The 21,509-nt window shown below is 34.8% G+C and carries 17 protein-coding genes; 13 read left to right on the top strand and 4 right to left on the bottom strand.

The features are described from left to right. Positions 1–116: 116 nt before the first annotated feature. Positions 117–1,328 (bottom strand): polysaccharide deacetylase family protein, encoded by a 1,212-nt coding sequence (locus tag ACFO3N_RS23320; RefSeq protein ID WP_379801275.1) that lies wholly within the window; start codon positions 1,326–1,328, stop codon positions 117–119. A 167-nt stretch (positions 1,329–1,495) separates the two neighbouring features. Here ACFO3N_RS23320 and ACFO3N_RS23315 point away from each other — a divergent pair, with 167 nt between their 5' ends. The 11 genes from ACFO3N_RS23315 to ACFO3N_RS23265 all read left to right on the top strand — a co-directional run bounded on the left by ACFO3N_RS23315 (position 1,496) and on the right by ACFO3N_RS23265 (position 14,998). Further along, a complete protein-coding gene (locus ACFO3N_RS23315) occupies positions 1,496–2,839 on the top strand; it encodes a sigma-54-dependent transcriptional regulator (protein WP_379801274.1) in 1,344 nt (447 codons plus the stop codon). Between the two features lie 401 nt (positions 2,840–3,240). Continuing rightward, positions 3,241–3,522, top strand: coding sequence for a DUF7674 family protein (locus tag ACFO3N_RS23310; RefSeq protein ID WP_194139122.1), 282 nt, complete (start codon positions 3,241–3,243; stop codon positions 3,520–3,522). Between the two features lie 135 nt (positions 3,523–3,657). Further along, positions 3,658–3,735: a K(+)-transporting ATPase subunit F gene (gene kdpF / locus ACFO3N_RS23305; protein WP_081909388.1), complete on the top strand. Its 78-nt coding sequence runs from the start codon at positions 3,658–3,660 to the stop codon at positions 3,733–3,735. Between the two features lie 105 nt (positions 3,736–3,840). Next, entirely contained in the window at positions 3,841–5,562 is a 1,722-nt protein-coding gene (gene kdpA, locus ACFO3N_RS23300) for a potassium-transporting ATPase subunit KdpA (protein WP_379801273.1), read from the top strand. Between the two features lie 272 nt (positions 5,563–5,834). Then, a complete protein-coding gene (gene kdpB, locus ACFO3N_RS23295; protein WP_379801271.1) occupies positions 5,835–7,892 on the top strand; it encodes a potassium-transporting ATPase subunit KdpB in 2,058 nt (685 codons plus the stop codon). Positions 7,893–8,015: 123 nt separating this feature from the next. Then, on the top strand, positions 8,016–8,567 hold the full coding sequence (locus tag ACFO3N_RS23290; RefSeq protein ID WP_379801270.1) for a K(+)-transporting ATPase subunit C: 552 nt from the start codon (positions 8,016–8,018) through the stop codon (positions 8,565–8,567). 433 nt (positions 8,568–9,000) lie between these two features. Next, positions 9,001–10,080: a porin gene (locus ACFO3N_RS23285; protein WP_379801269.1), complete on the top strand. Its 1,080-nt coding sequence runs from the start codon at positions 9,001–9,003 to the stop codon at positions 10,078–10,080. Between the two features lie 160 nt (positions 10,081–10,240). Beyond that, positions 10,241–11,368, top strand: a complete 1,128-nt coding sequence (locus ACFO3N_RS23280; RefSeq protein ID WP_379801268.1) for a sensor protein KdpD — start codon at positions 10,241–10,243, stop codon at positions 11,366–11,368. 245 nt (positions 11,369–11,613) lie between these two features. Continuing rightward, the gene (locus ACFO3N_RS23275) at positions 11,614–13,329 is read left to right on the top strand and encodes an ATP-binding protein (RefSeq protein WP_379801267.1); all 1,716 of its coding nucleotides are present in this window, start codon (positions 11,614–11,616) and stop codon (positions 13,327–13,329) included. A gap of 309 nt (positions 13,330–13,638) precedes the next feature. Beyond that, entirely contained in the window at positions 13,639–14,400 is a 762-nt protein-coding gene (locus ACFO3N_RS23270) for a phosphatase PAP2 family protein (protein ID WP_379801265.1), read from the top strand. A gap of 76 nt (positions 14,401–14,476) precedes the next feature. Continuing rightward, the gene (locus tag ACFO3N_RS23265) at positions 14,477–14,998 is read left to right on the top strand and encodes an exonuclease (protein WP_379801264.1); all 522 of its coding nucleotides are present in this window, start codon (positions 14,477–14,479) and stop codon (positions 14,996–14,998) included. 9 nt (positions 14,999–15,007) lie between these two features. On the opposite strand, the gene ACFO3N_RS23260 is transcribed toward ACFO3N_RS23265, so the two are convergent. The 3 genes from ACFO3N_RS23260 to ACFO3N_RS23250 are packed head-to-tail and all read right to left on the bottom strand — an operon-like array spanning position 15,008 to position 16,799. Further along, entirely contained in the window at positions 15,008–15,457 is a 450-nt protein-coding gene (locus ACFO3N_RS23260) for a GNAT family N-acetyltransferase (protein WP_379801262.1), read from the bottom strand. Between the two features lie 13 nt (positions 15,458–15,470). After that, a complete protein-coding gene (locus ACFO3N_RS23255; RefSeq protein WP_379801261.1) occupies positions 15,471–15,998 on the bottom strand; it encodes a hypothetical protein in 528 nt (175 codons plus the stop codon). A gap of 27 nt (positions 15,999–16,025) precedes the next feature. Continuing rightward, complete coding sequence (locus ACFO3N_RS23250) at positions 16,026–16,799, bottom strand: XRE family transcriptional regulator (RefSeq protein WP_095928784.1); 774 nt, start codon at positions 16,797–16,799, stop codon at positions 16,026–16,028. A 90-nt stretch (positions 16,800–16,889) separates the two neighbouring features. Here ACFO3N_RS23250 and dinB point away from each other — a divergent pair, with 90 nt between their 5' ends. Both dinB and ACFO3N_RS23240 read left to right on the top strand, forming a co-directional pair. After that, positions 16,890–18,071 (top strand): DNA polymerase IV, encoded by a 1,182-nt coding sequence (gene dinB, locus ACFO3N_RS23245; protein WP_095928783.1) that lies wholly within the window; start codon positions 16,890–16,892, stop codon positions 18,069–18,071. Positions 18,072–18,074: 3 nt separating this feature from the next. After that, on the top strand, positions 18,075–21,128 hold the full coding sequence (locus ACFO3N_RS23240; protein ID WP_379801260.1) for a DNA polymerase III subunit alpha: 3,054 nt from the start codon (positions 18,075–18,077) through the stop codon (positions 21,126–21,128). Positions 21,129–21,509 lie beyond the last annotated feature (381 nt).

Raw genomic sequence — 21,509 nt, 5'->3', positions numbered from 1 at the left:
AATTACACGAATTTTCACTATTTTTTTTTGCCACAGATTAAAAGGATTTTAATGATTTTTTTTCGCTTGTTTAAAGTGAAATCCAAATAATCTTTTTAATCTGTGGCAAAAAACTTTTACTTCAGCTGAATCAAAATCTGTTTGTGAGTTGTTTTTCCATCGTCTTTAATTTTTAAATCTTTATTCGATTCGATTTGAAATTTTGATGCAGTTTCTACATTCAAAGAAATATCACGATTCCTAAAAGTTTCTGGAATTTCCGGAAGTTTAATTGTAACTATTAATTCTTTATTTTTCTGCTGAAAATCGACTTTAATTCTGTCTCTTAACCAAATGTATTCATAGACTTCCTGCCACGGTGCCATCCAGATTGAGTCATTTCCTTTTAAACCGTATTTATTTGCAAGCGTTGTCATATAATATTTGAATTCAGGAAAACGAATGCTTAGATTCCACAAATTTGTATTTCCTGTTCCGTGTGTGAATTCGTTAAACCAAACCGGATCTTTTTGTTTTACAATAGAATCTATCGTTTTTAAATATTTATCCATCGTTTTAAAACTTGTTGTGTCTTTTGAACTCTGCACAAAAGTTCTGGCAGAAATCATTTTATCTAAATCTACTTTTGAATCAACTTTAAAAACTGGCCCAGCACCATAATAAGATGCTACAGAAAAATGTCCATTATTAAGTGCCTCTTTTTCATATTCCAAATAATATTTCTCATCACCTTCTCCACCTGGAACCACAAAATGAGACATCGTAAAATCTAGATTTTGCTGTATTGAAGTTGTATTTTCGGTTACTTCTGTTTTGTAGTTTGTTCCGTGTTTGGTAGCGTGATGAAAACCGTGATTCAAAATATCCCAGCCTGCATTGTACATTTCTTTAATTTCAGACCAAGAAAGATGTCCGCGATTTTCAGGCAAATAACGAATTGAACCTCCATTGATCGCTAATGCCAATTTAAACGGAATTTTATTTCCCATTCCGTCCGAATAAAAAAGTCCTTCTGAAACTGTTCCATCTCCGCCTTGATCAATTTTCCATTCGTTAATCGAAGAATTGCTAATTTTTCCTCCATTCAATAGTGGGAAAGCAGTCAAATAAGCCGATCTGTAGCCATCGTCAAGCGTAAAACTATACGCTAAATGTTTGTTGTATTTTAAAGGAGAAACAGCAATTTTTACTTTATCGGCCGATTTCAGTTTTATTTTGAATGAAATAGTTTTCGGTTTTGAAGAATCTTTTTGAATAATTCCTTTTGAAAAACTATTAAAGCTTCCGAAGATTACAATAAATATTATAAGGAGAATTTGTTTTGGCATAAATTTTAGGGATACATTTTCGACTTAAAAGTACATTTCTTTTTCAAAAAAATATTTTAAAACTGATTCTAGTGCTTAAAATAATTTCTGTCGATTCAAAAAAGTAAATAGATTTTAAACCTAACTTTGTACATCGATTACCAAAATTTGATTTAGCATCTCTGCAAATGACACACAAAATTTTAATTATAGACGACGAAGAAAAACTGAGAAGTCTGTTGGTTCGTATTATAAAATCGGAAGGATTTGAAGTTTTTGAAGCAAAAGATTTAAAGTCTGGTTTTAAAAAACTGGAGCAAACTGATATTGACGTTGTTTTGTGTGACGTAAAACTGCCTGACGGAAACGGTGTTGATTTTGTTCAAAATATAAAAAACAGTTTTCCGCTGACAGAAGTTATTCTGTTAACCGCTTTTGGAAATATTCCAGATGGTGTTCAGGCGATGAAAAATGGCGCTTTCGATTATATTGTAAAAGGTGACGATAACGATAAAATTATTCCGCTTCTTTATAAAGCGGTTGAAAAAGTGCATTTGCAAAAAAAGGTTCAGCAACTCGAAAAACGCATCAACGACAAATATTCTTTCAATACCATTATTGGAAAATCGAAAGGAATTGAACAAGTTATTGATCTTGCCCAAAAAGTAGCTAAAACAGATTCAACTGTTTTACTTACCGGCGAAACCGGAACCGGAAAAGAAGTTTTTGCACAGGCCATTCACGAAAACAGCAATCGTGTGGGGAAATCTTTTGTGGCATTAAACTGCAGTACTTTTACAAAAGAAATTTTAGAAAGTGAACTTTTCGGTCATAAACAAGGAGCTTTTACGGGAGCTGTAAAAGATAAAAAAGGTTTTATTGAAGAAGCAAATGGAGGAACTTTGTTTCTGGATGAAATTGGTGAAATGCCAATTGATCTTCAAGCCAAGTTATTGCGTGTTTTAGAAACCAGCGAATATATTCCGGTTGGTGACACGACTCCTAAAAAATCAAATTTCAGATTAATTGCCGCTACAAACCGAGATTTAAAAACAGAAAGTGATGAACATCGCTTCCGTTCTGATTTGTATTTCCGTTTAAATATTTTCGAAATAAAACTGCCATCTTTACGAGAAAGAATTAAAGATATATCGGTATTGACTCATTATTTCGTTAAACAGTTTTCTGAAAAAACGAATAAAAAAACATTACATATCTCTGATGAATTTCTGCAGAAATTAGAAAATTATTCCTGGCCGGGAAATATCCGCGAACTTAAAAACATCATAGAAAGATCGGTTATTTTGAGTAACGGCGATACTTTAACTTCGGATGTTCTGCCTTACGAAATGCAGCAACAAACTGAACAAAGTACTAAACCTATGTCGGCTTTCTCCATGCAGAGTGTTGAAAAACTGCACATACAAAAGGTTTTAAATTATACTAAAGGGAATAAAGCAGAAACGGCTCGATTATTAGAAATTGGAATTGCGACTTTGTATAGAAAGCTGGAAGAGTATCAAATTCAATAACAATTGCAAAATTCAATTTCAATATCAATTACAATTCTCAAAGCTTCGGAGAAGAATCATATTTATAGATTATTTTATTGCCAATAATAAAAAGCTCCTGCGGAGCGACACCTACAACCCAAAAATATGTCGCCCCGCTGGGGCTCTGATAAATGTGGATTCATCATTTCTATAAATATGTAGTCCCGCTGGGACTTTCAAAATTCATAATTAATAATTCACAATTAATAATTAAATAAACCTTATCATTTCAATAAAAGCTTATCAAAATGATAGGCTTTTTTTATGCCTGATTTTTGGCATAAAACTACATTCCTTTTATTGACAGCACTTTAGCTGTAACTCAACTTTTTCGGAACATATTTTGGCATAAGGAGGGAGAACATTAAAATTCATTCCAAATGAAAACTCAAGTTACCTCAATCTACAAACAAGCTGAACGCTTTGCCGAAATCACCAAAAAATCGATTATTTCCGGCAATATCGTGAGAGCTAAGAAATGTCTGGCTCTTGCCGAACGTTTGTTTATAACTGGAAGCATCGAAACTAAAAATGCCATTTCTAATGTGTATGTTTTTTCGGTTTCTTCTTTTATGGAAATGCGTCACTGCAATATTTCGCACCTATTTCCGCAGACACTTAAAGCGGAATATATCAAGCAGGTTAATGCTTCTGGTGTTTAATCGGCTCACTAATCTGAAATCTGAACTCAAAAATCTAAAATAAAAATCATGGTCACAATCCTTCTTCTTGCTTTAGCAGTTTTACTGTTTGCAATTTGTTTTCTGTCAGTTGAATTCTTTGAAAAAATCTAAATCATGACTGCACTATTTATTATTTCAATCGCCGTTTTCGTGTATTTGGTATATGTATTAATCAAACCCGAAAAATTTTAAATCATGTAAAAAGTGAAATGCACTAAGTGAAATGTAAACACAAATTTTATTCATCAACTCATTTTACAAATCACCTCTCACCTTTCACTAAAAAATATAAAAATTATGAACACAGAATTATTAGGCGTCATTGGTATTTTCATCCTCACTATTGTTTTAGCGATTCCTTTAGGAAAATATATTGCTAAAGTTTATTTAGGAGATAAAACACTTCTTGATCCGATTTTCAATCCAATTGAAAAATTTATTTTTAAAATCAGCGGTATTAATTCGGCTGAAGAAATGAACTGGAAACAACACTTAAAAGCACTTTTAAGTATCAATATGGTTTGGTTCTTTCTTTGCTTTTTTGTCTTATTGTTTCAGGGATCTTTACCTCTTAATCCAGATAATAATCCCTCAATGTCACCAGATTTGGCATTTAATACTGCTATTTCATTTTTAGTCAATTGTAACTTACAGCATTACTCAGGCGAAAGTGGCGTTTCTTACCTTTCGCAAATCGTCTTGATGTTCCTTCAATTTGTTTCTGCCGGTATCGGAATGGCTGCTGCCGCTATGATTTTTACAGCAATGAAAGAAAGAACAACAGAAAAACTGGGTAATTTTTATAATTATTTCATCAAAAGCTGTACTCGTATTTTATTACCGCTTTCAGCAATTGTAGCTATAGCACTAGTATTTAGCGGTACTCCTATTACATTTGAAGGTAAAGATGCTATTACAACGCTGCAAGGTGATCATGTAGAAGTTTCTCGCGGACCCGCTGCTGCCTTTATTGCTATTAAACATATTGGTACAAATGGTGGTGGATTTTTTGGAGCCAACTCAGCGCATCCATTAGAAAATCCAACTTATTTTACGAATGGAGTTGAGCTTTGGGCGCAGATGATTATTCCGTTTGCGATGATTTTTGCTCTTGGATTTTACCTCAATAAAAGAAAACTATCGAATATCATATTTGGTGTAATGACGGTTGGTTTCTTACTCTTGGTTGTTCCAACCGTTATGAGTGAAATCAACGGAAATCCAGCTATCGAAAAAATGGGCATTGCACAAACAACTGGAGCTATGGAAGGAAAAGAGGTTCGGTTTGGTCCAGCAATTTCAGGTTTCTGGAGTATTGCTACAACTGTAATTTCCACAGGTTCTGTAAACAGTATGCACGATAGTTCGATGCCTGTTTCTGGCGCTATGCAATTATTATCTATGATGGTAAATGCCTTTTACGGCGGATGCGGTGTTGGTATTCTAAACTACTATATTTTCATTATTCTGGCGGTTTTTATCTCTGGATTAATGGTTGGCCGAACTCCCGAATTTTTAGGAAAGAAAATCGAAGCGCGGGAGGTCAAAATTGCCGCTTTTATCGCGATTCTTCACCCTTTATTAATATTAGCCGGAACTGCTTTAGCTTCTTATTTTGCTGCGCATGATACTGCAATGGGCTATTGGTTTAACGGAAACGCGACAGGCTGGTTAAACAATCCTGGTAATCACGGATTCTCCGAAATGTTATATGAATATACTTCAAGCGCTGCCAATAATGGCTCTGGTTTTGAAGGATTGGGAGATAATAATCCGTTCTGGAATATCACTACAGGAATTGTATTACTGCTAAGCCGTTTTATTCCAATCATTGGTCCATTGGCAATTGCAGGTTTACTGGCAGGTAAAAAATACATTCCAGAGAGTGCAGGAACTTTAAAAACCGACACCTCAATTTTCGGAATCATGACTTTTGCCGTAATCGCAATTATCGCTGCTTTATCATTCTTCCCAGCATTGGCACTTGGACCTTTAGCGGAATTCTTTACACTAAAATAAAAATGCTGGATATTTTAAACACATAGGAACATAGAATTTTAATCTATAAAAAAGAATAAAAAGAAAACTCGTTTTCACACATAGTTAGAATAACGATTTTACCATTCGCATTTCAATATAGCCCGTGGTTTCAACCACGGGAAACGAATTGCAGGGAGAAAGATTGTGATATACGTTGCGTCCCAGCGGTTGAAACCGCTGGCTATATTCTATAATCTATGTGTTTTTAGCGCATAACATTTTACAAATAACATTTAACTTTTTACAAGAAAATGACAACTAATAAATCCACATCATTGTTTGAAAGTAAACAGGTAAAAGAAGCCTTAGCGCAGTCTTTTGTGAAGCTTAATCCAAAAATGATGATCAAAAATCCGGTAATGTTTACCGTAGAAATTGGAACAGCCATTATGTTTGCTGTCTGCATTTCAATATTAATGGGTGCAAATGATCAGGGAAGTTTTACTTATAATCTAATTGTGTTCTTGATTTTACTGGCAACGCTTTTATTTGCGAATTTCGCCGAAGCCATTGCCGAAGCAAGAGGAAAAGCACAAGCCGACAGTTTGCGAAAAACAAGGGAAGAAACTCCTGCAAGACAAATTCTTCCAAACGGAGAAATTAAAAACATTAGCTCTTCGGCATTAAAAAAAGACGATATTTTCGTTTGTGAAGCCGGCGATTTAATTGCTGCCGATGGTGAAATTATCGAAGGTCTGGCTACAATTGACGAAAGTGCCATTACAGGAGAAAGTGCGCCTGTGATCCGTGAAGCTGGCGGAGATAAATCTTCGGTTACCGGAGGGACAAAAGTATTATCTGATAAAATTAAAGTAAAAGTTACTTCTGAACCTGGCGAAAGCTTTTTAGATAAAATGATTGCTTTGGTTGAAGGTGCAAGCCGTCAGAAAACACCAAACGAAATTGCCTTAACCATTTTATTAGCCGCATTTACTTTAATATTCGTGATTGTGTGCGTTACGCTAAAACCGTTTGCCGACTATGCCAACGCACCCATCACGATCGCGGCTTTCATTGCTTTGTTTGTTTGTTTAATTCCAACTACAATTGGTGGTTTGCTTTCTGCGATTGGTATTGCGGGAATGGACAGAGCTTTACGCGCTAACGTAATTACAAAATCTGGTAAAGCGGTTGAAACTGCTGGGGATATTGATGTACTGCTTTTAGATAAAACAGGAACCATTACCATTGGAAACAGAAAAGCAACTAATTTTTATCCAACAAAAGGAATTTCTTTTGATGATTTTGTTAAATCGGCTGTTTTGAGTTCGCTTACAGATGATACTCCGGAAGGAAAAAGTATTCTCGAATTAAGTGAAATGTTAGATGTAAAAAATGAAACGAAAGCGAGCTTTTTACAAACTACTTCTGAAATCGCGCATACCATCAAATTTACTGCCGAAACCAGAACTTCTGGAGTGGTATTAAAAGACGGAACCAATATTAGAAAAGGGGCGCAAGATGCTGCAAAAAACATTGCGCAGCAAGCCGGAAATTCTTTTCCTGAAGATACTGCCCAACAAGTTATTACCATTTCGTCTAACGGAGGAACTCCACTAGTTGTTATTAAAGACAACGTGGTTCAAGGTGTTATCGAACTTCAGGATATTATAAAAACCGGAATGAAAGAGCGTTTTGAGCGTTTGCGCAGAATGGGAATCAAAACGGTTATGGTTACAGGTGATAATCCGCTTACGGCTAAATTTATTGCCGAAGCAGCTGGTGTTGATGATTTTATTGCCGAAGCTAAACCTGAGGATAAAATGAATTACATTAGAAAAGAACAAGCCGAAGGACGACTAGTAGCGATGATGGGTGACGGAACAAATGATGCTCCTGCCCTTGCTCAGGCGAATGTTGGAGTTGCCATGAACAGCGGAACTCAAGCTGCAAAAGAAGCAGGAAACATGGTCGATCTTGACAATGACCCAACGAAACTAATCGAAATTGTTGAAATTGGAAAACAGCTTTTAATGACTCGAGGTACTTTAACTACTTTTTCTATTGCAAATGACGTTGCGAAATATTTTGCTATTGTTCCTGCTCTTTTTATTACTGCGATTCCTGCGCTGCAAGGTTTGAATATTATGCATTTGCATAGTCCTGAAAGTGCCATTTTATCGGCTGTAATTTTCAACGCGGTTATTATTCCAATTTTGATTCCGCTTGCGCTGAAAGGTGTTGATTACCGTCCAATTGGAGCTAGTGCGATCTTAAAAAGAAACCTTTTAATTTATGGACTTGGCGGATTGATTGTTCCTTTTATCGGAATTAAAGTAATTGATTTGCTAGTAGCATTATTTATGTAAGATGCTAAGGCGCTAAGTTGCTAAGATTCTAAGTTTTTTTTCTTAGAATCTTTTAAAACTTATTTATCACAATTAAAAAAACTTAGAAACTTAGAGACTTAGTCTCTTAGAAACTTTTAAAAAATGAAAAATCTACTTTCTATAATAAAACTTACCGTATTTACTTTGATTTTGTTTGCGGTTATTTATCCTCTTGCGATTTATGGAATCGCACAAATTTCTCCAAATCAAGGAAAAGGTGAAACGATTTCGGTTAACGGAAAAGTGGTGGGCTACCAAAAAATTGGTCAGAAATTCGATAAGTCGAATTATTTCTGGGGAAGACCTTCGGCTGTTGATTATAACGCGGCGGGAAGTGCCGGAAGCAACAAAGGTCCAAGCAATGCCGAATATCTGGCTTTGGTTCAAAAAAGAATTGATACGCTTTTATTGGTTCATCCGTACTTGAAAAAATCTGATATTCCAGCTGATATGGTTACAGCTTCAGGAAGTGGATTGGATCCGAATGTTTCTTCGCAAGGGGCGCTGATTCAGGTAAAACGAATTGCTAAAGAAAGAAAACTGGATGAAACTAAAGTAAAAGCGTTGGTTGAATCTAAAATTAATTCGGCTGTTGTTGGGCCAGAAACTGTCAATGTTTTGGAATTGAATGTGGCGTTGGATCAGCTTCGCTAGAAAAGTTTCTGAGGTTCTGAGTCGCTGAGGTTCTAAGATTTTTATCCTAACAGGTTTCCAAAACCTGTTAGGTATTATAAACAGAGTAACCACACCGTTTGTCATCATGAGGAACGAAGGATCACACTCGAAACTCCGTTTGCATAATCGCCAATCTTTGTCGAGCTACTTGCGGAGATCCCTTGTTCCTCGGAATGACAAAAAGTGGCGAGAATTGGAATCGAAAAACTAAACTACAATAATACCTAACAGGTTTTGGAAACCTGTTAGGATATGAAAATATTATAATACAAAAACGCCTTTTTTACCCCAAATGCCCTAGCCCCGATAGTAGTGAAAATCCTTTTGTGCCGGGGTTCGGCACAAAAGATTGAAACGGATAGCGGGATTAGCTCCTAAAAAATCTACTTATAAATATTTGAATACCACAAAAATGAAAAAAACAATACTTACCGCTTTAATCGCTTTTGGTTTTAGCAATTTACATGCACAAGAAGAATCTAAAAGTCCGCTGACGTTTTCAGGATATGTAGAAACTTATTATAGCTACGATTTTGGGAAACCTGAGAATCATACTCGTCCCAGCTTTTTTTATAACTTTAATAAAAGCAATGAAGTCAACATTAATTTAGGTTTGGCAAAAGTAAATTATACGAAAGAAAATGTTCGTGGAAACTTTGCCTTAATGGCCGGAACGTATGCTGAATATAATATGTCGGCAGAACAAGGTTTGCTGAAAAATATCTACGAGGCAAATGTGGGTGTGAAAATTTCGAAAAGCCATAATTTATGGATTGATGCAGGGATTATGCCTGCTCACATTGGTTTTGAAAGTGCCATTGGAAAAGATTGCCAGACTCTATCAAGAAGCATTCTGGCTGAGAATTCGCCTTATTATGAAGCGGGAATCAAAATTGGTTATACCTCTGAATCTGGAAAATGGTACTTGGCGGGAATGTACTTGAATGGCTGGCAGAGAATTGAGAAAGTAGAAGGCAATCAAACACCTGCTTTTGGAACTCAGGTTACTTACAAACCTTCTGATCGGGTTGCTTTGAATTGGAGTACTTATGTTGGAAATGAACAGCCGGATATTGATAAAAAATGGCGTTATTTCAACAACTTTTACGGACAATTTAAAATAACGGAAAAGACAAATATTACAGCTGGTTTTGATATTGGATCACAGCAATCGGCTAAAAACAGTAACAAATACGATACTTGGTTTTCACCAGTTTTGATTCTGCAATACAAGCCAGTTGACAAGATTCAGCTTGCAGTACGAGGTGAATATTATAGTGATGAAAAGGGTGTAATTATCGCAACTGAAACGCCAAACGGTTTTAAAACTTACGGATTTTCGGCTAACTTTGATTACTTAGTTGCTGATAATGTTATGTTTAGAATTGAAGCCAGAAATCTTTCGAGTAAAGATGAAATCTTCACCAATAAAGATAATCTTCCAACGGATACAAATACATTTGTAACAACAGCATTAGCTATTAGTTTCTAGAAAAAGATTTTATTGATTAAAATTTATTTCACGCAGATTCTACAGATTATAGCAGATTTAAATGGATTTTTAATTAAATAATCTGCGAATATCTGCTTAAATCTTTTAAAATCTGCGTGAAACAAAAAACTTGTGACGTAGCGCCTTTGTGGCAAAAAACATGAAAGAAGAAAAAGAAAACAACGCGCAGCACTTTCTCGATTTGATTCAGAAATCACGAAAAGGAAAGTTTAAAATCTACATTGGAATGAGCGCCGGTGTGGGAAAGACTTTCCGTATGCTTCAGGAAGCGCATTCGTTATTGAAAAACGGAATCGATGTAAAAATTGGCTACATTGAAACGCACATGCGGAAGGAAACGCATGAATTACTTGCTGGTCTTCCGATTATTCCGAGACGGACTATTTTTTATAAAGGAAAAGAACTCGAAGAACTCGACGTTCAGGCTATCATCAACCTTAGACCAGAAGTGGTTATTGTTGATGAATTGGCACATACAAACGTTGAAGGAAGCAAAAACGAAAAACGCTGGCAGGATGTTTTAGAAATTCTGGAAGCTGGAATTAATGTGATTTCGGCTGTAAATATTCAGCATATTGAGAGTTTAAACGAAGACGTAAAACGGATTACGAATATTGATGTTCAGGAACGAATTCCTGATAATGTTTTGCGTTTGGCCGATGAGGTCGTGAATATCGATTTGACTTCGGAAGATTTGATTTCGCGTTTAAAGGAAGGTAAAATTTATACGGCAGATAAAATTCCGACTGCTTTAGCGAACTTTTTTAAATCGGAACAAATTCTGCAATTGCGTGAATTGGCTTTGAAAGAAGTAGCAAGTCAAGTGGTTCGAAAAGTAGAAAGCGAAGTACCGAATCTGCATGCTTTACGACATGAAAAATTGTTGGCCTGTATTAGCAGTAATGATAAAACGGCTAAAATTGTGATCAGAAAAGCAGCTCGCTTGGCAAGCTATTATAACGGAAGCTGGTATGTTTTGTATGTCGAAACTCCGCAGGAAAGCAGTACAAGAATTGCACTTGATAAACAAAGACATTTAATTAATAACTTTAAACTCGCCGTACAATTAGGCGCAGAAGTAATTAAATTGGAAAACAAAAATATTGCCAATGCAATTTTGACAACTGTAGAAGAAAAACAAATTACAACTGTGTGTATCGGAAAACCACATTTGAATTTATTTAAAGTAATTTTGTCTACAACAATTTTCAGACGTTTGCTAAACAAGCTGTCTTTATCAAATGTTGATCTTGTTATTCTGTCTTAAAAGTTTTTAAACCATATAAGTTATATAAGTTCATTTAAATTCGGGGCGTTGAAGTTTAACCGCAATGTTCGCAAGGTTTTTACGCAAAGTTCGCTAGAATTATTTTGCTCGCAAAGACGCAAAGCTTTTAATCTAACCTTTGCGTTTGCGAAACCTTGGCGCTCTTTGCGGTTAAATTTTAAGCACAGTTTTTAAATGAACTTATATAACTTATATGGTTCAAAAAAAATTAAATGTTTTATAAAATGAGAATTAAAACCAAATTGAATCTGGGTGTTGGATTGTTATTTTTAATGATCATCATTCTCTCGTTAGTGAGTGCTTATTCTGTTTTTTTGATTAAGCAAGACACCGAGAATATTCTGAAATCCAATTATAATACTTTGGAATATTCCCGAAATATGATTTTTGCTTTAGACGGAATCAAATCGGATTCAAAAGAAACAATTCAGAGTTTTGAGGAAAATCTCGAAAAGCAGACTCAAAATATTACAGAACCAGGCGAAAAACAAGCTACCGAAAAACTGAAAGCGAGTTTTGCTCTTTTAGACAAAAACAATGCTGATGAATCTGTAAAAGCTCAGATTCGTCAGGATATTTTTGCGATTATGAAACTGAATCTGGACGCCATAAAACAGAAAAGCGATATCGCTAAACATTCGGCTGAAACGGCAAATTTGTCGATTGCCATTGTGGGAACTTTATGCTTTCTGATTGCTTTTAATTTATTGGTTAATCTGCCTAATAATATTGCGAATCCTATTAGAGAGTTAACTCAGAGTATTAAGGAAATTGCCAATAAAAACTATTCCGAACGTGTTCATTTTACGAGTCATAGCGAATTTGGAGATCTTGCGAAATCATTCAATACCATGGCGCAAAAGCTTGAAGAATATCATGACAGCAATGTTTACAAACTTCTTTTTGAAAAGAAACGGCTGGAAACGTTGATCAATAATATGAACGATCCCATTATTGGTTTGGATAACGAAGGAATTGTTTTGTTTGTGAATGATGAAGCACTGAAAATTATTGGTCTAAAATCTGAAGATATTATTGGAAAACCTGCTTCTAAATTAGCCGTTTCCAATGATTTAATTCGTTCTTTAATTCTGAAAGAAACGGAAACTCCTAAAAAACAGGCTCTCAAAATTTTTGCTCACGGAAAAGAAAGTTATTTCGAAAAAGAGATTCATAATATCACGATAACACCAACTGGCGAAGAAAAAGAAATCAATATTGGCGATGTCATTATTCTTCGAAATATTACGCTTTTTAAAGAATTGGATTTTGCTAAAACGAATTTTATTGCCACTGTTTCGCACGAATTAAAAACGCCAATTGCTTCTATAAAATTAAGTCTTCAATTGCTTGAAAATGCTAAAACGGGTAATATGAACGACGACCAAAAACAATTGGTTGAAAGTATAAAAGATGACAGTCAGCGTTTGTTGAAAATTACAGGAGAATTACTGAATTTATCACAATTGGAAACTGGAAATATTCAGCTAAATATCGGAAAAAGCAATCCTCAGGAAATTGTGAAATATGCCGTAGAAGCTGTAAAAGTTCAGGCAGACCAAAAACAGATTCAATTAGTTGTTGATGCCAATGAAAATCTCAAAAACGTAAAAGCAGATGCTGAAAAAACAGGCTGGGTTTTAATTAATTATTTATCGAATGCCATTAGATATTCGTCTGAAAAAAGCACAATTCTTATTAAATTAAAAGAAGAAAATAATCAAATGTTTTTTCAGGTTATTGATACCGGAAAAGGAATTGATGCAAGATATAAAGACAGGGTTTTTGATAAATATTTTCAAGTTCCTGGAAGTCAAAAATCTGGAACCGGATTGGGATTAGCCATTAGCAAAGAATTTATTGAAGCCCAAAACGGAAGTGTTGGCGTAGAAAGTAATTTAGGATTGGGAAGCACATTTTGGTTTTCGTTGAAAGTTTAGATTTTTTTGCCACAAAGACACTAAGTCGCAAAGTTTTTTTAAGCCACAGATTGCACAGATTAAAAGGATTTTTAATGGCTTTGTATCAATTTTATTACGTCTGTCAGTCTGAGTGAAGTCGAAGACCTTTTGTACTGTAAAGCCCTTCGACTTCGCTCAGGGTGACACTCAGAATAATAAAAAATAAGCCAATCTTAATTCAACTACCTCATTTAAAACCAACAAATTAATATTCCCTTAAGGTTCAATTAAGCCCAAAATACCTGCATCGAACATTCGTTAATTTTGTACAATATAACGACTAAGAAAATGTTCCACAAAACGATTTCCCTACTATTTCTATTCGGATTATTTTCTGTAAATGCACAGCAAAACGATTCGATTACAAAAATTGACAGTACTTCGCATCAGCTAAAATTCAATTACAAACAATTGATTATTCCTGGTGTATTAATTGGGTATGGTGTTATTGGACTTGAAAGCGATCAGCTGTTAAGCTTCAATTCGCAAATAAAAAAAGAAGTTACTGAAGACATTGACGAGAAAATAACGATTGATGATTTTTCTCAATACGCTCCCGCTGCATCGGTGTATGCGTTGAATGCTTTTGGCGTAAAAGGCAAAAACAATATGCGTGATCGTTCGGTCATCTTGGTGACTTCGTATGCAATTATGGCTACAACGGTTTTAGGTTTAAAATCAATTTCACATGTAGAAAGGCCCGACGGAAGTTCAAACAACTCCTTCCCTTCCGGACATACTGCAACTGCATTTATGGGTGCCGAATTTTTGTATCAAGAATACAAAGACAAATCAATTTGGTACGGAATTGCAGGTTACGCCGTTGCAACAGGAACTGGCCTGTTCAGAATTTACAACAACCGCCATTGGCTAACAGACGTGGCTGCTGGAGCTGGAATCGGGATTTTGAGTACCAAAATTGCCTATTGGATTAATCCGTATATCACTAAAAAATTGTTCAAATCATCAGCCGAAAATAAATCTACTTCTATGATAATGCCCTTTTATAATGGACAGCAATATGGTTTGGGATTTGCTAAGGTTTTTTAATTTATAATTTGTCATAAAATGCTATTATTCTTTATTTAATATTTTAAGTTTGTTAGAAAAACAAATCAAAAATTAAATGAGTTATATAGTTGTAGACATAGAATCAGACGGACCAATTCCTGGAGATTATTCCATGATATGCTTTGGTGCTGTGCTTGTAAATGAAAAGTTAGATAAAACTTTTTATGGAAAATTAAAACCTATTTCCGATAAGTTTGATCCGCAAGCTTTAGCAATTTCAGGTTTCGACAGAGAAACAACTTTAGAATTTGATGATCCAAAAGAGGTAATGCTAAATTTTGAAGAATGGATAAAAGAAAATTCAAAAGGAAGACCAATATTTATTAGCGATAATAATGGTTTTGACTGGATGTTCATTTGCTGGTATTTTTATCATTTTTTGAATAGAAATCCTTTTGGATATTCATCAAGAAGAATAGGTGATTTATACTGTGGTTTAGTAAATGATACTTTCGCTCAATGGAAACATCTTCGAAAAACGGAACATACGCATAATCCCGTTGATGATGCTATGGGAAATGCTGAAGCATTATTGCATATGAAAAATGAAATGCAACTGAAAATTGATTTAAAATAAACTCCAGAATTATAGATTCATTTCCATAATCGGCATAAATCTATTTTTTATGGAAGTTTCAAATTCGCCGATTTTTGTAAATCCGATTTTCTGGTAAAATTGTTCGGCATTGGGTTCTGAATCTAAAATGATTTTTTGACATTTTTCATTTCGAATTCTTTCCAAAAAGTCATTCATTAGAAAAGAACCAAATCCTTTTCCTATATATTCAGGTAAAATAAATAAGTTATCCAGTTTTACCTGATTATTTTCTAATCTTAAATAAGAATAATAACCAACAATCTGATTCTCATCAACCAAATTAAAAGCAGGATTTGTTTTGATATAATCTATGGTGATGGTTAGATTATTACTCCATTTCTTCATTTGCTCATCCGAATATCCCCAATACGCTTTTGACTTTTTGGTGATTTCCGTTAAACGGATATGATCTTCGATTTTGGTTTTTTGGATGTTCATTTAAAATATCGGTTTAAAGTAATTTTCTATTTTCGACAATTGCTTTTTCATATTCGATTGAATCCATTTTCTGTAAATTATCAATCAAATAATCTATTTGTGCTAAACCAATTTCTTTATATCTTTTGATATCCTCTTCGCTTAATTTAATTTCTCTTTGAACATCTGCTATTCCGCCTAAAAAGCACCAAAGAAAATATTCTTCATTAAAGACTCGAAATATAAAATTCCAATCTTCAAAATACAAAATCTGTCCTTCTATGGCTGTAAAATCTAAATAATTTTCAGCATATCTAAAACCTTCAAAAGCTTTGTTTGTAATTCTAATACTGACAAAACTCTTTTTACTGATTATTTCATTAATCTCTTCAACAGTCTTATCATCAACACGATATGAAAATCGGAGTTCGTCCAGAAATTCTTCATCACTAATAAAACCAATAACTCTTAGAAACTTGTGAAATCGTTTATCCCATTCTGCAAGTGTTAATTCTGTTCTTGTTATAAAACTCACTGTGCCTGTATAAACAATAAATATCATTTCTTAATTTCTATAGTTAATGAACCTCTAGGTATTCGAAGTATTATTCTTAATCTCTCGAACTTCACGTTTCAATTCTAAAAGCAAATCTTTCATTGCTCCGGTTTCTGTCATTTCTTGTTTTTTATCAGAACGGCCAATATTACATTCATATTCCCAAATCTCCAAAATATCAGAAGCTTTCACTTCATAATTCGGATAAAAACTGTTATCAGATTCTAAAACCAAAGAGTTCTTTTTGTTTTTATTCAGACGCTTATACACCATTCCTTCATTTTTAGTAATCAGAATATAAGTTTTACCGTCCATCACCTCTCCTAGTTTTTCTACATAACGACCAATAATGATAGAACCGTCTTCGTGTGGAGGCATTGAATCGCCTTCAACGGGAAATCCGCGATGTTTTCCAGGTCCTAAAAACGGAAGTGTAATTTGCTGTAAACTTTCAATATATTCAGGATCAGCATATCCGTTCAAATATCCTGCTTTTGCTTTTTGAGATACAATTTCAATAAAATTTTCTCCAAAACTATCCACTTGAATGGGCAAAATAAGTCGGTTGCCTTCCAGTTTTATCAAATTTTGCACATCAATTTTACGGATATCGACAGATAATATCAAGTCAATACTCATGTGAAAATATAACGCAATCTTCTTTAGAATATCATACGGTGCTTCCGAAGTTCCGTCTTCGTATTTCACGTATCTTCCTCTTGTAATACTAAGGTTTTCAGCTAATTTCTCCTGTGATATTTTATGCTTAACCCTTAACGCTCTGATGTTGTCTGAAAATAAGGACATAATAAATTTGTTATAATTTGGAACAGCAAATATACAAAAAAATGTTACCACCTGTACTAATTTTGTTTCATACAAAAACAATAAGGAAAAATGGCACGGGCAATTGTACATATGGATTTGGATACCTTTTTTGTATCCTGCGAACGACTCACCAATTCTGAACTTAATGATATTCCGCTTATTATTGGCGGAGGCGATCGTGGCGTTGTGGCTTCTTGTTCGTATGAAGCTCGCAAATTTGGTGTACGTTCTGCAATGCCTATTGCAATGGCAATGAAACTTTGCCCACAGGCGAAAGTCATGAAAGGAGATATGGAATTGTATTCGCGATTATCTCACGATGTCACAGAGATTCTCCAAGAAAAAGCACCTGTTTTAGAAAAAGCAAGTGTCGACGAATTTTATCTGGATATTACAGGAATGGATAAATTTCATGGAAGTTATAAATGGACAGATGAATTGGCACAAAAGGTAATTAAAGAAACTGGACTTCCAATTAGTTTTTCATTATCGATCAATAAAACCGTTTCTAAAATCGCTACAGGCGAAGGCAAACCGGTAGGAAATCTTGAAATTCCAGAACATAAGGTACAGACTTTTTTGAATCCGCTTTCGATTCAGAAAATACCAATGGTGGGAACCGTAACTTTTCAACTCTTGTCTCGAATTGGTGTTCGTAAAATTCAGACTTTGGCCGAAATGCCTGCTGAGGTTTTACAGCAAATGATTGGAAAAAACGGCCTTGATATTTGGAAAAAAGCGAACGGAATCGATCATACACCTGTAGAACCATATAGCGAAAGAAAATCTATTTCTACAGAACATACTTTTTCTCAAGACACCATTGATATTGCGAAACTCAAAAGAGTGCTTTTGGGAATGGTCGAAAAACTAGCTTTTCAATTGCGTTCAGAACAATGGCTGACTTCAACAGTTACGGTTAAAATTCGTTACGCCAATTTTGATACTGAAACCAAACAATGCCGAGTTGCTTATACTTCAGCCGATCATATTTTGACTAAAAATGTAATGGAACTTTTTGAAAAAGTGTATCAGCGTCGTATGCGTCTGCGTTTGATTGGTGTTCGCTTTAGCGGATTGGTCCGCGGAACCTATCAAATTGATCTTTTTGAAGATACTCAAGAAATGCTTTCACTTTATGAAGCGATGGACAAAATGAAAAGCCGTTACGGTTTTGATGCCGTAATGCGCTGTGCCGGAGCTCATTTTAAACCGAATACTAAAGACGAAATTTTAAAACGCAAAAAATAGAACATGTATCTCAATTGTCATTCTTTTCATTCTCTGCGTTATGGCACGATTCCACTCGATAAATTGATCGAGCAGGCTATTTCTTGTGGCGTAAAAGCAATGGCATTGACAGATATTAATACTGTAACTGGGATTTATGATTTTATAAGAGATTGTGAGAAAAACGAAATCAAGCCTTTGGTGGGAATGGAATTTCGCTGTAATCATCAATTTCGATATATTGGTTTAGCTAAAAATGCCAAAGGATTAGCTGAAATGAATCATTTTTTAACTGAGTATAATTTCAGCGGAGAAACTTTGCCTTTACGAGCTCCTGAATTTAAGGAGGCTTTTGTAATTTATACTTTAGAAAATGCTCCTGAAACGCTTCATGAAAATGAATTTATTGGAGTTCGTACCGAAGAAGTTTCAGGCCTTTTAACCTCTAAACATAAAAACAAAATTGCCAAAATGGTGGTTTTACAGCCCGTAACTTTTAGCAGTAAAAAAGAATATAATCTGCATAAAGTACTACGTGCAGTTGATACGAATATTATTTTATCGAAACTTACAGAAGCTGATTATTGCAAAACTTCTGATTTTATAAAACCATTGGAAGCACTTTTGCCTTTCTATGAAAAATATCCTGAAATCATTTCAAACACACAACGCATCATTGTCGAATGTAATTTTCAATATGAATTTGGTGTTCCACAAAACAAAAAATTCTTTACCAAAAGCCGTGAAGAAGATATAAAAATGCTTACTGGATTAGCTCTAGAAGGTTTTGAACGTCGTTATGGAAAAGAAAATACAATAGCAAAAGCACGTGTCGAAAAAGAACTGAAAGTTATTGACGAATTAAAATTTAGTGCCTATTTCTTAATTACCTGGGATATTATTCAATACAGCAATAGTCAAGGATTTATGCACATTGGTCGCGGAAGCGGTGCCAACAGCATAATAGCCTATTGCCTCGGAATTACTGATATCTGTCCTATAGAACTCGATTTGTATTTTGAACGTTTTTTAAATCTTAACCGTAAAACTCCACCCGATTTTGACATAGATTGGAGCTGGCAGGAACGTAATGTAATTTTAGAATATATATTCGGAAAATACGGCCGAGATCATGTTGCTTTCTGCGGAACCAATGTGGAGTTTAAATACCGTTCTATTTTCAGGGAAGTCGGAAAAGTTTTTGGTCTTCCGAAAGAAGAATTAGATGTATTGGCAAAAAATCCAGAAGAACTTCATCCCACAAATAAGATTGTGAAATTGGTTCAAGAATATGGTTTTATGATGCAGAAATATCCCAACCAGCGCAGTATGCATGCGTGTGGAATTATTATTTCTGAAGAACCAATTACCAATTACACACCTTTGGAAATGCCTCCAAAAGGTTTTCCAATTGTGCTTTTTGATATGCATATTGCCGAAGAAATCGGTTTTGACAAATTCGACATTCTAAGCCAGCGCGGTATCGGACATATTGATGATAGCGTAAAATTGATTGAAAAAAATAGAGGTCTAAAAGTAGACATTCGCAATACTTCTATTTCTAAAGATGAAGCGGTTTGCAATTCTTATTTGGCAAAAGGAGACACAATTGGCTGTTTTTATATCGAAAGTCCCGCGATGCGTGGATTATTACGCCGATTGAATTGTGATAATTATAAAATTCTGGTGGCGGCTTCGTCTATTATTCGTCCTGGAGTTGCACAATCTGGAATGATGAAAGAGTATATTTTTCGTCATAATAATCCAAATCAGTTTGAATATTTTCATGAGGTTTTTAGAGAACATCTTGGCGAAACATATGGCATTATGGTGTATCAGGAAGATGTGATAAAAATTGCCCAGCATTACGGCGGACTTCCCGCTCCTGATGGCGATATTCTTCGTCGTGCCATGTCGGGAAAAGGAAGATCTTTGGAAGCGTTGCAAAAAGTAAAAGATAATTTCTTTGCGAGCTGTGCTCAAAAAGGGCATCCTGAAACTTTGAGTCAGGAAATTTACCGCCAGATTGAGTCTTTTGCGGGCTATTCTTTCTGCAAGGCGCATTCGGCTTCTTATGCTGTTGAGAGCTATCAGAGTTTGTACCTGAAAGTTAATTATCCTGTAGAATTTATGACAGCGGTAATTAATAACCAAGGCGGATTTTATAGAACCGAAGTTTATGTGCACGAAGCTAGAATGTCGGGCGGAACCGTTCATAATCCGTGTGTGAATAAAAGCGAATATCAAACGACTTTGTACGGAACCGATATTTATTTAGGGTTTATGCACTTGCAGAGTTTAGAATCTAAAATTGCGAATTTAATAGCATCAGAAAGAGATAAAAACGGAGATTACCTTTCTCTGGAAAATTTCATCAATCGCATTCCAATTGGAATTGAAGGCGTTAAAGTTCTCATTTTTATTGGTGCTTTTCGTTTTACAGGAAAAACAAAAAATCAGCTTTTGATTAGTGCGAGTTTGCTTTTGAACAATTTTAAACCCGAAAATCGAAATTTGATGCTTTTGCAAGAACCGGTAAAAGAATTCAAATTACCTGTTCTGGAACGTTCTGTTTTTGAAGATGCTTTTGATGAAATCGAATTGCTGAGTTTTCCTGTTTCTTGTACGGTTTTCGATCTTTTACAAACCAAACATAGAGGTGATATTATGGCAAAAGATTTAGTAAAATACCATAAAAGACAAGTTAGAATGCTTGCCTATCTCATTTCCAGAAAACATGTCCCGACCAAAAAAGGTTCGATGTATTTTGGAACTTGGATCGATCATGAAGGCACTTATTTTGATACGGCACATTTTCCAGATAGTCTTGCAAAACATCCTTTTCAGGGTGGAGGCTGTTATCTTTTGTTAGGAAATGTTGAGGTCGACTATCATTTTCCGACCATTACGATTCTCAAAATGGCCAAAATGCCTTTTATTCCAGATCCACGATATATGGATTCTAAAGATCAATACAGAACACAAAATCAAATAAAGGAAGATGTTAGTTTAACGCATCGAGCGCCTTATCCGCAAGGACATGAAATTAATCTTCCGAGACATCGAATGAAATTTTAGTGTTCAGTGTTCAGAATTTAGTGTTGAGTCTCAGTTTTCAGTTTTCAGTTGCGGTATTCAGAATACTGAACATTTTGACTGAATACTAATTTTTACTAAATGCCAAAAATTGCTCGCAAAGACGCAAAAGCGCAAAGTTTAATTTTAAAAAACTTAAAAAAAGAAAATGCTTTGCGATTTTGCGAGATTAAAAAATAGAAATAACTAAAGAAAAACTTAAGTTATACAAATAATGAAGAAAGAAGATATAAGCCTTATCCGTAAGGACATGAAGTCACGGTATTCAGAATACTGAACATTGTGACTGAAAACTGAGACTGAAAACTGAACACTAAATTCTGAACACTGAACACTAAAAAAATAACTAAAGAACAACTTACG

Origin of the sequence: Flavobacterium chungangensis, assembly GCF_042654045.1 — a bacterium.
Taxonomy (GTDB): Bacteria; Bacteroidota; Bacteroidia; order Flavobacteriales; family Flavobacteriaceae; genus Flavobacterium; species Flavobacterium chungangensis.
The sequence above is the reverse complement of the archived record's forward strand: the minus strand, read 5'-3'. Positions and strand labels throughout refer to the sequence as shown.

Coding starts and splice junctions, on each gene's coding strand:
- ACFO3N_RS23320 (WP_379801275.1), bottom strand. CDS start 1,328: ATGCCAAAACAAATTCTCCTTATAATATTTATTGTAATCTTCGGAAGC.
- ACFO3N_RS23315 (WP_379801274.1), top strand. CDS start 1,496: ATGACACACAAAATTTTAATTATAGACGACGAAGAAAAACTGAGAAGT.
- ACFO3N_RS23310 (WP_194139122.1), top strand. CDS start 3,241: ATGAAAACTCAAGTTACCTCAATCTACAAACAAGCTGAACGCTTTGCC.
- kdpF (WP_081909388.1), top strand. CDS start 3,658: ATGACTGCACTATTTATTATTTCAATCGCCGTTTTCGTGTATTTGGTA.
- kdpA (WP_379801273.1), top strand. CDS start 3,841: ATGAACACAGAATTATTAGGCGTCATTGGTATTTTCATCCTCACTATT.
- kdpB (WP_379801271.1), top strand. CDS start 5,835: ATGACAACTAATAAATCCACATCATTGTTTGAAAGTAAACAGGTAAAA.
- ACFO3N_RS23290 (WP_379801270.1), top strand. CDS start 8,016: ATGAAAAATCTACTTTCTATAATAAAACTTACCGTATTTACTTTGATT.
- ACFO3N_RS23285 (WP_379801269.1), top strand. CDS start 9,001: ATGAAAAAAACAATACTTACCGCTTTAATCGCTTTTGGTTTTAGCAAT.
- ACFO3N_RS23280 (WP_379801268.1), top strand. CDS start 10,241: ATGAAAGAAGAAAAAGAAAACAACGCGCAGCACTTTCTCGATTTGATT.
- ACFO3N_RS23275 (WP_379801267.1), top strand. CDS start 11,614: ATGAGAATTAAAACCAAATTGAATCTGGGTGTTGGATTGTTATTTTTA.
- ACFO3N_RS23270 (WP_379801265.1), top strand. CDS start 13,639: ATGTTCCACAAAACGATTTCCCTACTATTTCTATTCGGATTATTTTCT.
- ACFO3N_RS23265 (WP_379801264.1), top strand. CDS start 14,477: ATGAGTTATATAGTTGTAGACATAGAATCAGACGGACCAATTCCTGGA.
- ACFO3N_RS23260 (WP_379801262.1), bottom strand. CDS start 15,457: ATGAACATCCAAAAAACCAAAATCGAAGATCATATCCGTTTAACGGAA.
- ACFO3N_RS23255 (WP_379801261.1), bottom strand. CDS start 15,998: ATGATATTTATTGTTTATACAGGCACAGTGAGTTTTATAACAAGAACA.
- ACFO3N_RS23250 (WP_095928784.1), bottom strand. CDS start 16,799: ATGTCCTTATTTTCAGACAACATCAGAGCGTTAAGGGTTAAGCATAAA.
- dinB (WP_095928783.1), top strand. CDS start 16,890: ATGGCACGGGCAATTGTACATATGGATTTGGATACCTTTTTTGTATCC.
- ACFO3N_RS23240 (WP_379801260.1), top strand. CDS start 18,075: ATGTATCTCAATTGTCATTCTTTTCATTCTCTGCGTTATGGCACGATT.